Source organism: Kribbella sp. NPDC055071, assembly GCF_053608045.1.
The window spans coordinates 57112-69006 of the sequence record NZ_JBSGUS010000012.1 but is presented as its reverse complement, the minus strand read 5'-3'; the positions used below and the strand labels follow the sequence as shown (position 1 = coordinate 69006).

The following is an 11895-nucleotide window of genomic DNA, read 5'->3' as shown; positions in this document are numbered from 1 at the left end:
TTAGTTGTTGTACGGCTCGGCCTCCAGCTTCAGGGTGGAGGCCGAGCTTGGGGTGGTGACGGTGATGGTGCGGGACTCGCCGGGGAGCAGCCAGAAGTAGTTGTCGGAGTAGGTTGCCGGGAGCACCCGTTCACCCGCACGGTCCCGCAGCGACAGTCGGATCATCGCCGCAACCGACGAGCCGGTGTTGCGCACGGTCGCCGTCAGCTTTCCCCGGCCGGGCGTCGACCGTACGTGTAAAGGCGCGGCCGGTAGTCCGTTGAGTTGTTGGATGTCCGAGGCGTTCCGGTAGCGCCAGTAGGTGTTCTCCGAGACCACCTTGCCCTGGCTGGTGAGCGTCAGCCGGAGGAGGTGAAGCGCTGGCAGGTCGTCTCCGAACGGGATCTTCGCGCCGTCGAGCTTGTTGCTGGCGGCAACCGTCACGGTCTGGGTGCTCGTGCTCAGCCGTTTGCCGTTCAGGTCGTAGACCTCAGCAACGACAGAACCAGTGATCGGCCCAGCCGTGTGGTTGAGGACGACCGTGGTCCAGTCGGTCTGATTGGCTTGGACGTGGATGGGCTCGCAGCCCTTGCGGGCGCCGTAGTAGCTGCCGTTGACGTCGAGGTCGTAGTCGTAGGTCTGCCAAACGGTTGAGTGCCAGGCCGGGTGCGACATCCACAGCAGCAGAGCGGACGCGTCGGTCCACAGGTGCGCATTCCAGGCCTCGAACATCGCGCGCATGTTCTCGTAGTTCACGAACTGCGCCTTGCGGGTGAATTCCTCCAGCCCGCTGGACGATCCGAGTCGTTCGTCGACAGCACCCAGGTAGGTGTCCGGCCGCTGGTTGCCGTGCGTCGACCAGTCGTGGTGGTACCACGGAGTGTCGATCGGCCACCCGGCATCACCCTCGCCGACCAGGTTCCGCATGCTCTCCACGACCGGGATCGTCGGCATGCCGATCTCGGTGTGGAAGCCGAAGTTGAACGTGTCATAGGTGTTCGGATCGAAGTACTTGACCGGATCGACCCAGTAGTACGGCCCGTGCCCGGAGACGAACCCGGCGGCGGAGTTCGGCAGGTACAGGATCTCGTCGTCCTCTTCCCGTACGGCGGCAGCGATCCCGGCGTCGATCGCGGCCGGCGGGTTCTCCTCGTTCGCTCCACACCAGATCACCACGCACGGGTGGCTCCGGTACCGGACGATGGTGTCGCGCGCGATCTCGACGTACCCGGGCAGGTTGTCGGTGAACGGACCTGCCTCCCAGAAGTCGTTCCAGACCAGGATCCCGTTCTCGTCGCAGGCCTGGTAGAACTCCTCGCGCGTGCTCGAACCGATCCAGTTGCGGATCATCGTGAAGTTCATGTCCCGATGCATGCCGATCACCGCACGCAGCTTCGCCTCGGGCATCCTGCGCAGCAGTTCGTCCCAGCCCCAGTTCCCACCACGGCAGAACACGCGGACGCCGTTCACGCTGATCTTCAACGGGACCGGCGCATTGCTGACGTCCTCCACATCGGTCCACTGCTGCCCGTCGTCGGAGACCTGGATGGTGAAAAGCAGCGCGTACGCCGTCTCCCACAGCAATTCCACGCGATCGAAACTCTTGGCCGAACCCAGGTCGACCTGAATCCACTCGTTGTCGTCGTACTGCGAGGACCAGCGCGTGCGATCGTTGCCGTCGATCGCCTGTGCGGCCGGGCTGCCGTCGTCCGACGACGCGGTCGCGGTCCCGGAGCGAGCAAGATCGACATCGGCATGCGCCGAGTCCTTGATCGCCAAGGTCCACAGCGAATAGCCCCAGCCAGTCGCGCGACGCCGTCCCTGGATGCGCAAGTAACGGGCTGTCTGCCGCGGGATGTCCACGGTCTGGGCGGCGCTGTTGGTCGCCGGGTCGATGACGATCGGAAGGTCGTAGCTGTAGGCGAACTCGCGGATCCCGAACGTCGTCGTCCGGCTGTCGCTGACCGCGGATCCGATCGCGGCCGTGAACGTGAGCTCCTGGAGCGTGGGGTCGCCGTACCCGTTCGGCCACCAGAGCTTCGGGTTCTCGACAACCACAGGATCGAATGCCACGTCGATGCCGGCGCCCGCCTGGAGAGTGACGGTCTTCGTCGCGGAGAGCCCATCGAAGGCGGTCTTCACCGTGACGGTCCGGGCCGTGGTCGCCGCATTGCGGACCGGGATCGTGATCGCAACGGTCGCGCGGTCCACGCTCGCCACCTTCGTCACCACCCGGGCGTCACCCAGTACGGCGTCCCCGGTGAAGCGCAGCCGGACGTGGTTCCAAATCCCGGCGGCGCGGTCGCGGACGGCCGGCATCCAGTCCCAACCGGAGGCAGCCAGCAGCGTCGGCGAGTCCAAGTACAACGTCGCGGACTGGACGAACGAATTGCCGGAATCACCTTTGTCACCGGCGGTTCCGGGGTGCGGCATCGGGGTGATCTTCACCGCGAGCGCGTTCTTCGCCGTCAACGCCGCGGTCACATCGAAGGATGCCCGGGCGAACGGATGCTTCACCGTTCCAACCTGCGTGCCGTTGAGCCAGACATCGCCCTGATGGTTGATCCCGTCGAACTCGAGCCATGCCCGCGACCGCGAGGCCACCGGTCGGTCGAACTTGCGGTGGTACCACCACGCGTGCCGGCTGAGCGCCTCCGGGATCTCGAGGTTGTTCATCCCCTCGACGGGATCCGGTAAATGCCCCTGCTCCACAAGCGATCCGAGCACAGTGCCCGGCACGGTCGCCGGTAGCCAGGTCGACGTGTCCTGCGCCGGCTGCGCGAGTACGGCGCCATCGGTCGCGCCGGCGAAGTCATCCATCGTGAGCGTCCACCCGGACTCGATCGGGAACGTCCCGTCATCGGCCTTCCGCAATGCCGGCGGCTTGTCGGTGTGCCGGCCCCAGTCGGTCCAGCCCGTGGCCGGCGGGCGGGATGCGTTCGTACTGCCGTAGACCTGGAATCCGTTCAGGCCAAGGGCATTCGCGTTCGCCTGGCGGGTGCTGGTGAGCCGGACATACTGCGCGGTGACCGGGGTATCCAGCGCGATGTCGACCGTACCGCCGGGGCTGTTCGTCGCCTCATGCACCGTGTGCCAGGAGGCGCCGTCCGTCGACGTGTCCACCCGGAAGTCCAACGGCGAACTCGACAGCAACTCCTGACCGGTCGTGTTCCCGTACGGATTGCCGCCGGAGAAGTCGAACGCCGGATCCTGCGCCGTCGCCTCGAATGTGAGCCGCACAGCCTCGACCCGGCAGCGTCCCTGCAGGTCGACCACGATCCACTGCGGATCGCTGCCGGCCGCTCGCCATCCCGAGCCACGCACGCCCGGAACGGCCAGCCCGTCGACCACGAACTCCGGCGGGGTCGCGGCGTACGCGCTCGACGACGCCCGAACCGGCCGATAGCGGGCCAGATCCGTCGCCGAAGACGCTGCTGCCGGAACGGCCCGGGCGTCAAGTGCCGGCAGGGTCAGGCTGGCGAGCAGACCACTGCTCGCGGCCAGGAAGGTCCGGCGGGATACGGGATCGATCGACACGAGGGCCTCCCAGGGCGGCGGGATAATTCGGAATTAACAGCCACCCGGAAGTTACTTGAACCGATAAAATATGTCTAGGGTCGGTGCGCTTACGGCTTGCTCATCGCGCCAGATACTTGCGGACGTCGTCGGCGACCTGGGCGCGGTTGGCCATCCCGTACTTGCGCAGGATCGCGCTGAGGTGGGTCTTGACCGTGTTGAGGCTGATGCCGAGCTCGGCGGCGAGCTGATCGTTGTCCAGACCGTCGACGAGCAGTACGGCGACGCCCTGCTGAGCCTTGGTCAGGCTCGTGAACCGCCGTTCCGGAGCCTCGTCGGTCTCCATCAACATCTCGATCAGCTCGGACTGGATGTGTTCGGTGGCGTCGACGATCCGGGACAGATGAGTGTGAACGGAGGCACCCACGTCGGGCTCGTCCATCGCCTCGGCCGCGATCTCCCGGATCGACGCGACCCGGTGCGTCAGGTACTCCATCACGTGATCCGAAGTCAGCAGGTTCGGCCCGGTGTCACCGGCCGGCAGCCGTCGCAGCGCCTCCCGGTCCTCGCCTTCGCGAGTGAGCACCCGTTCCACCAGCGCACACAGCCACTCGAACGCCCGAACGGCGTTGTCGTCGTAGCTCTTCGGCGCGTAGCTCTGCATCGACAGCATCCCGAACAGCTGATCTGGCCCGTCCTTCACCGGCCGGAAGATCGGCACCGTCACCACGTCCTCCGACCGCCGGTCGGCATCGCCCAGTGGGAGGCCGGCGTGCAGCGCGGAGCCACCGTCGTACGCGATCCGATAGCTCGCCCGATGCTTGAGCAGCCAGGCGGTCTGGCCGTTCGGACCGAAGATGTGCGTGTCCGGATCGACGTACCGGCCGTCGTCGTACGCGTAGGGGTAGCGGACCCGGTTGGTGCCTTGCAGGAAGCCGACGAAGAACGCGTCGACCCGGGCGATCTTCCCGGCGACCACCCGGACGTAGTCGTACAGACCGTAGTGGTCGGCACGGAACGATGCCTCGATCTTGTGATACGCCTCGCGGAGGATGATCGCGGTCTCCGCGTCCACCCGCAACGGGGCGGCCTTGTCTGCCTCCACGACGCCGGCGCTCCCCACGGACCCTGGTGTATCGATCACTCGACTATGCCGCCAGGTATAGCGCCTTGGGAAGGCCATTCGGTGTCATTCCGGGCCATCTGGAGGGCAGACTGCAGTCGCGGGTGGTGTGGGAGTTCCCGAGTCGCCCTCCCAAGCCTCGGCCGAACCCCGCCCCACCACCCGCGACCACGTTCAGGACACCCGAGACGAAGCCCCGCGTCGATCGATCCCACGCCCCCTGCGAGATCGGCGACTCCCCCGGCAGATCCTCTGAGTGTCCTTCCCCTCCACCCCGCTGACTACACGGTGCCACCGATCACCGTCCGTGCCTATCGCCCTCGGCATGAGATTGTTGTGCACTCAACCTCACCCGAGGGATGAGGGCCACCAGGTACGCCGGTGCCGGCGCGGACGACGCCGTACGTCGTAGTCGTTGTCACCAACTGGTGTCGAGTGGCTTGCCCTCGGCGTACCCGGCGGCGGTCTGGAGGCCGACCACCGCGCGTTCGTGGAACTCGGCCAGGTCGGCGGCGCCGACGTACGTGCAGGAGCTGCGGATGCCAGAGACGATCGAGTCCAGGACGTCCTCGACACTCGGCCGCTCAGGGTCGAGGTACATCCGGGCGGTCGAGATTCCCTCGCCGAAGAAGCCCTTCCGGGCCCGCTGGAACGGTGAGTCGTCGGCCGTGCGGGACCGAACCGCCCGCGCCGACGCCATCCCGAAGCTCTCCTTGTAGATCCGGCCGTCGCTGTCGCGATGCGGATCCCCCGGCGACTCGTACGTCCCCGCGAACCACGACCCGATCATCACGCTCGACGCGCCCGCGGCGAGCGCGAGCGCCACATCGCGCGGATGCCGCACGCCGCCATCGGCCCAGACATGCACACTCCAGCACGGCGGAGAACTGCGGACGACCGACAGCAGTCTGCATCCGCGTCGTACACATCGCACCCGGACCGACGCCGACCTTGACGATGTCCGCACCGGCCTGCACGAGATCGCTCACGCCCTCGGCCGTGACCACGTTGCCGGCCACGATCGGGACGTCGGGGTCGAGCGCGCGGACCTGCTCGAGCACCTCGAGCATCCGCTCCTGGTGACCGTGGGCGGTATCGATGACCAGCACGTCGATGCCCACGTCCAGCAGGGCTTTCGCCTTCTGCTCGGCGTCACCGTTGATCCCGATCGCGGCGGCGACCCGGAGCTTTCCCTGCGCATCAAGGGCCGGTTCGTACAGCGTGGCCCGGAGTGCCCGCTGTCGGGTCAGGATGCCGACGATGGTGCCATCGTCGTCCACGACCGGCGCGAGTCGATGCCGGCCGTCATGCAGCTGGTTGAACGCAGTCTCCGGGTCGATCCCGGCCGGCACTGTCAGCAGCTCGCGGGACATGACGCCGTCGACCTGGGTGAACCGGTCGACGCCAGAGCAGTCCGCCTCGGTGACGACACCGACCGGCCGGCCGCGGTCGACCACGATCACCGCGCCATGACCACGCTTCGGCAACAGGTTCAGCGCCTCACCCACGGTCCCGGTCGGCGGCAGGACCAGCGGAGTGTCATGCACAGGATGCCGCTGCTTGATCCAGGCAACAACCTCGGCCACGACGTCCACCGGGATGTCCTGCGGAATCACCGCGAGCCCACCACACCGCGCCATCGTCTCAGCCATCCGCCGCCCCGACACGGCCGTCATATTCGCCGCGACCACGGGTATCGACGTACCACTCCCGTCACTCGTCGACAGATCCACATCGAGGCGGGACGCGACCTTGGACCGGTTCGGCACCAGGAAGACGTCGCTGAAGGTCAGATCCCCCGCAGGCTCCCGATCATGATGAAACCGCATGGAAATCCCCTTCAAACGAACGAACAAACTCCGCCAGCCTGTCACGCAGACCCACGCCGGACAAGGTTGGTCACCGCACGTGTCCGGCTTGGGCCTGACCTGCCAAAGGGTTCGTACGACGGACGCCGAATCCGGATGCCGCCAACGGGCGTGACGTGGCCAACGGCACCTGCCCGGGAAACGCATGAGCAATAGCCCGGTTCGCATCGAGCTCGGCCTGACGCTGAGCCTGGTTCTGCTTGAGGCTGGGCACCCGATCACCGAACGCATTCAGACCCGGCTGCCGGTCATGGAGATTGCGATTGAGACGCGCACACGTGTGCTCGTAGATGTTGCCGGCGCCCTGTCGCGGTTTGACAGCCAGTAACTCCCGCCGAGGAAGCCCACCGGGCTCCGCGGCCGGCATCTCCCGAAACACCAACCGATAGTCCGCCTTCTGCTCCGGGTCCGACTGCAGATAAAGGGTCACGCAGTCCCGCAGATCCCCCTTCCCAGATTCATACCCGAGCGCATGGCGCCCGTCCGTTGTCCCGTCCGCGAGGTCCTCCATCTGCATCAGCACTCGACGATGCACATACCCGGCAGGGCTCCGGGGGTTCTGCTCTGCGGCGGCCGCGAGCCGCATCAGATCGACCGCGAACTCTTTGCCGATGACAACCTCGTACCGCGTCGTATTCTCGGTCACGACGAGTCGTCTTCTCGCCGCGCTCGCTCCGCCTCCTCGCGCCTCTCCTGCCGAATCTCCTCGAGCACCTGCTGGGAGTGAGGCCCCATCATCTCCGCGATCTCGTCGACGGTCATCGCGCGGCTGGTCGGCAAGGGCTCCGAGGCGTACACACGGCGGGTCGGATCGTCGATCGTCCCAAGGGGTGGCTCGTCGTCGCCGCGGAGCTGACGGTACTGCGAGGTCGACATGATGACGGCCTCCGGCTCACCGCCATCACCCCACACCACCGGCGCGAACGCCTCGTCCCGGATGGCGCCCACCATCGACACCAGTTCCGCCGCCACGGTCTCGGTCGCCACCACCTCTGGACGGCGCTCGAACTTCAACTCCCCGCCGAGTTCCTCGAACTGGTCATACGTCAGCAGCACCGCCTCCGCCACGCCCGCGTCGCCGAAGCTGAACGCCATCGTCCGCCCACACCGAAACCGCGACAGCACTCCCGCGACATCCCGCCGTACGTCCTCAACCGACCGAATGCCAGAACCATCAGTACCCATGCCCCGACTCTACGAGCCCACGACCGAACTCAGCCCAACTTATCCACAGCCCACCGAACCGTTTCCAACCAACTACAGCACTGTGGATAACCCGACCGGCGAACACCCTCCGTGTGCAACCCTTACACCACCAGTACCAACGAACGGAGCCCGCGGCGATCGGCGGCGTTGCGATCGGCACGGTCGACCGGATCGAGTGGGCGATGGGTGCGGGGGAGTCCGTCAGCTGCAAGGGTTCCGGTACGCCGTTCACCAGGGCGATGGCTGTTGGGAAGTCTTTCAGTCGCTCGATCCCGCTGCAGATCACCGACCTGCGACCGGTGCTCGTCGACCCGAACGGCGGTTCGAGTATGCCCTCGGTCCCACCGCGGTCCTGCGGAAACTGAAACCGGCTCCCCCCTGACAGGAGGAGCCGGTTCGGGGTGCAGATGCTTACCGCAGGTCGAAGCGGTCCAGCTCCATTACCTTGGTCCAGGCGGCGATGAAGTCGGCAACGAACTTGTCCTTCGCGTCGTCGCTGGCGTAGACCTCGGCGACGGCCCGGAGCTCGGAGTTCGAGCCGAAGACCAGATCGGCGCGGGTGCCGGTCCACTTGACCTCGCCGCTCGCGTCGCGGGCCTCGAAGGTCTCCTGGCTCTCGTCCGTGGACTTCCACTCGGTGCTCAGGTCGAGCAGGTTCGCGAAGAAGTCGTTGGTGAGCGCGCCCGGCGTCTCGGTGAGCACGCCGAACTTCGAGCCGTCGTAGTTCGCGCCGAGAACGCGCAGGCCGCCGACCAGGACGGTCAGCTCCGGTGCACTCAGCGTGAGCAGGTTGGCCTTGTCGAGCAGCAGGTACTCGGCCGGGTAGCGGTTGCCCTTGCCGTAGTAGTTACGGAAGCCGTCGGCGTTCGGCTCGAGCGCGGCGAACGACTCGACGTCGGTCTGCTCGGCGGTCGCGTCCGTACGACCAGGGGTGAACGGTACGACGACGTCGTACCCGGCGGCCTTCGCGGCGACCTCCACACCCACGCCACCGGCCAGCACGATCACGTCAGCCAGCGAGACCGGCTTCCCGAATCCCTGCTGCACACCCTCGAGCGCCCGCAGCACCTGCGCCAGCTCGTCGGGGTTGTTGACCTCCCAGCCGGACTGCGGCTCGAGGCGGATGCGGGCGCCGTTCGCGCCACCACGCTTGTCGGTACCGCGGAACGACGATGCCGACGCCCATGCCGTCGAGACCAACTGCGCCACCGACAGCCCGGATGCGGCGATCTGCGCCTTCAGCGCGTCGATGTCGGCGGCGCTGAGCGCCTCGCCCGTCGCGGCCGGCAGCGGGTCCTGCCAGATCAGCACCTCGCTCGGAACCTCCGGGCCAAGGTAGCGGACGACCGGGCCCATGTCGCGGTGGGTCAGCTTGAACCAGGCCCGCGCGAACGCGTCCGCAAACTCGGCCGGGTTGTCCTTGAAGCGGCGCGAGATCGGCTCGTAGATCGGGTCGAAGCGCAGCGCCAGGTCGGTCGTGAGCATCGTCGGCTTCTGCTTCTTGGCCGGGTCGTACGCGTTCGGGATGATCTCCGGCGCGTCCTTGGCGACCCACTGGTTCGCACCGGCCGGGCTCTTGGTCAGCTCCCACTCGTAGCCGAACAGGATCTCGAAGAAGTCGTTGCCCCACTTGGCCGGCGTGGTCGTCCAGGTGACCTCGAGGCCGCTGGTGATCGCGTCCGGACCCTTGCCGCTCTGGTACGTGTTGCGCCAGCCGAGGCCCTGGTGGTCGATCGGCGCGCCCTCGGGCTCGACACCGACGTACTCCTCCGCGTCGGCCGCGCCGTGCGTCTTGCCGAACGTGTGGCCACCGGCGATCAGCGCGACGGTCTCCTCGTCGTTCATCGCCATCCGGCCGAACGTCTCGCGGATGTCGCGGGCCGAGGCGACCGGATCCGGGTTGCCGTTCGGGCCTTCGGGGTTCACGTAGATGAGGCCCATCTGGACCGCGCCGAGCGGCTTCTGCAGCTCGCGGTCACCGGAGTAACGCTCGTCGCCCAGCCAGGTCGTCTCGGGACCCCAGTAGACGTCCTCTTCCGGCTGCCACACGTCCTCGCGGCCACCGGCGTACCCGAAGGTCTTGAAGCCCATCGTCTCCAGCGCCACGTTGCCGGTGAGGATCAGCAGGTCGGCCCAGGAGATGCTCTGGCCGTACTTCTTCTTCACCGGCCAGAGCAGCCGGCGGGCCTTGTCCAGGTTCGCGTTGTCCGGCCAGCTGTTCAGCGGCGCGAACCGCTGCTGCCCGGCACCCGCGCCACCACGGCCGTCACTGATCCGGTAGGTGCCGGCGCTGTGCCAGGCCATCCGGATCATCAGCGGGCCGTAGTTCCCGAAGTCGGCCGGCCACCAGTCCTGGGACGTCGTCAGCACCTCGGCGATGTCGGCCTTCACGGCGGCCAGGTCGAGGCTGTTGAACGCCGCGGCGTAGTCGAAGGACTCGCCCAGCGGGTTCGCGACGGCCGGGTTCTTGGCCAGGATCCGCAGGTTCAGCTGGTTCGGCCACCAGCCGCGGTTGGCGTCGCCGCTGGTCGGGTGCACGCCCTGGCCGTGCGCCACCGGGCAGCCGCCGGCGGCCTGTGCGGTCTCTTCGCCGCGGCTCTCCTCGCTACCTTCACCCGGCAGCGGCTCGTGGCGCTCGTCGTTCTCGGACATCTGATTCCTTCCAGGACTGGACGTATGAGTTGATGGAAGTCAGGTCGTTGCGCACTCGGCGCAGAGTCCCCAGTAGATGACCTCGGCCTCGTCGATGACGAACCCGTGGTCCTCGGACGCGGTCAGGCAGGGGGTGTGCCCGACCGCGCAGTCGACGTCGGCGATGGCTCCGCACGACCGGCAGACGGCGTGATGGTGGTTGTCCCCGACCCGCGACTCGTACCGCGCCACCGATCCCAGCGGCTGGATCCGCCGGAGCAGGCCGGCCGTGGTCAACGTGTTCAGCGAGTCGTACACCGCCTGGTGCGAGACCTCGGGAATTTCGTTGCGCACGGCACCTATCAGCGAATCCGTGTCGGCGTGCGGATGCGCGTACACCGCGGTCAGCACGGCCACCCGCGGCCGGGTCACCCGCAACGATGCCCCGCGCAACAACTCCCGCAGATCCTCCACCGTCGGCACGTCGAGCAGTCTGGCGCGTTTTCTGGAATGAGTCAAGAATAGTTGACGCGATTCTCAAGGTGAGACATCGGGGTGTCCGGACTCGCGAGGACCGCGCGTCAGCGGGCCAGGTAGCGTCGTACGTCCTGGGCGACCTGGATGCGGCTACCCATGCCGTACTTGCGCAGGATCACGCCCAGATGTGTCTTCACCGTCGGCAGTCTGACGCCCAGCTCCGCCGCCAGCGCTTCGTTGTCGAGGCCTTGCACCAGGAGCAGCGCAACCCGCTGCTGAGCGTCGGTGAGCGAGAGGAAGCGGCGTTCGGGTCCTTCGTCGACGTCGAGCATCATCTCGACCAGCTCGGACTGCGTCTGCTCCGCCGTACGGACGATGCCGGCCAGGTAGCCGTGGAGCGGTTCCGCTCTGGCCTCCGGCTCGTCCAGAGCGCGATCGGCGAGCCCCCGCAGTACGGCGATCTTGTTGGACAGGTACTCCATCACGTGATCGGAGGTCAGCAGATTCGGCGTCTCGTCACCGGCCGGCAGGAGTCTGAGCGCCTCGCGATCTTCGACTTCCCGGGTGAGCACCTTGGCCAGTGCACCGGCCAACCACTCGAACGCCCGGACGACGTTGTCGTCGTACACCTCGGGTTTGTAGCTGTAGGTCGCCAACATCCCGAAGAGATGATCGCGACCTTCCTTCGTACGGCGGAACATCGGCACGATCACCGCGTCCTCGGAGCGGCGGCTCACGTCTCCACACGGGATGCCCGCGTTGAGCGTGGCGCCGTTGTCGTACCCGAATCGGTAGGTCTGCCGTCTGTTCAGCAACCACGCGGTCGGCCCGTTCGGACCGAAGGTGTGGCTCGACGGATCGTCGTACTTGCCGTCCTCGTAGCCGTACGGGTACCGCACTCGATCGGCTCCTTGCAGGAACCCCACATAGAACGTGTCCACCGGCGCGAGCTTCGTCGCGACCCCACGGACGTATTCGTAGAGCCCGTAGTGATCGCCGCGCGGCATCGCCTGGATCTTGTGATACGCCTCGCGCAGGATCAGCGCCGTACCTGCGTCAACTCGCACTACCACTTGCCTCGCCCCCTGCTTGCCC

The 11895-nt window shown here is 67.0% G+C and carries 8 protein-coding genes and 1 pseudogene; 1 reads left to right on the top strand and 8 read right to left on the bottom strand.

The window, feature by feature from the left end; all coding sequences use genetic code 11:
• From ACWF4Z_RS20785 to ACWF4Z_RS20765, 5 genes and pseudogenes are all read right to left on the bottom strand, one after another.
• A complete protein-coding gene (locus ACWF4Z_RS20785) occupies nucleotides 1-3516 on the bottom strand; it encodes a discoidin domain-containing protein (protein ID WP_452244732.1) in 3516 nt (1171 codons plus the stop codon).
• Between the two features lie 100 nt (nucleotides 3517-3616).
• The gene (locus tag ACWF4Z_RS20780) at nucleotides 3617-4600 is read right to left on the bottom strand and encodes a helix-turn-helix transcriptional regulator (protein ID WP_452244731.1); all 984 of its coding nucleotides are present in this window, start codon (nucleotides 4598-4600) and stop codon (nucleotides 3617-3619) included.
• 436 nt (nucleotides 4601-5036) lie between these two features.
• A pseudogene (locus ACWF4Z_RS20775) lies at nucleotides 5037-6447 on the bottom strand (GuaB1 family IMP dehydrogenase-related protein).
• A gap of 70 nt (nucleotides 6448-6517) precedes the next feature.
• Complete coding sequence (locus tag ACWF4Z_RS20770) at nucleotides 6518-7132, bottom strand: hypothetical protein (protein WP_452244730.1); 615 nt, start codon at nucleotides 7130-7132, stop codon at nucleotides 6518-6520.
• Entirely contained in the window at nucleotides 7129-7671 is a 543-nt protein-coding gene (locus ACWF4Z_RS20765) for a hypothetical protein (RefSeq protein WP_452244729.1), read from the bottom strand. Before ACWF4Z_RS20765 ends, ACWF4Z_RS20770 begins: the two co-directional genes overlap by 4 nt.
• A 113-nt stretch (nucleotides 7672-7784) precedes the next feature.
• On the opposite strand from ACWF4Z_RS20765, the gene ACWF4Z_RS20760 reads away from it, so the two are divergent.
• The gene (locus ACWF4Z_RS20760) at nucleotides 7785-8057 is read left to right on the top strand and encodes a hypothetical protein (RefSeq protein WP_452244728.1); all 273 of its coding nucleotides are present in this window, start codon (nucleotides 7785-7787) and stop codon (nucleotides 8055-8057) included.
• Between the two features lie 46 nt (nucleotides 8058-8103).
• Here ACWF4Z_RS20760 and katG read toward each other — a convergent pair whose 3' ends face one another.
• From katG to ACWF4Z_RS20745, 3 genes are all read right to left on the bottom strand, one after another.
• Entirely contained in the window at nucleotides 8104-10344 is a 2241-nt protein-coding gene (gene katG / locus ACWF4Z_RS20755) for a catalase/peroxidase HPI (protein ID WP_452244727.1), read from the bottom strand.
• A gap of 39 nt (nucleotides 10345-10383) precedes the next feature.
• Complete coding sequence (locus ACWF4Z_RS20750; protein WP_452244921.1) at nucleotides 10384-10797, bottom strand: Fur family transcriptional regulator; 414 nt, start codon at nucleotides 10795-10797, stop codon at nucleotides 10384-10386.
• Nucleotides 10798-10904: 107 nt separating this feature from the next.
• Nucleotides 10905-11867: a helix-turn-helix transcriptional regulator gene (locus ACWF4Z_RS20745; protein ID WP_452244726.1), complete on the bottom strand. Its 963-nt coding sequence runs from the start codon at nucleotides 11865-11867 to the stop codon at nucleotides 10905-10907.
• Between the last annotated feature and the right edge of the window lie 28 nt (nucleotides 11868-11895).

Excerpts from the sequence above, each read along its gene's own strand:
- ACWF4Z_RS20765 (WP_452244729.1), bottom strand. The coding sequence starts at position 7,671 with ATGGGTACTGATGGTTCTGGCATTCGGTCGGTTGAGGACGTACGGCGG.
- katG (WP_452244727.1), bottom strand. The coding sequence starts at position 10,344 with ATGTCCGAGAACGACGAGCGCCACGAGCCGCTGCCGGGTGAAGGTAGC.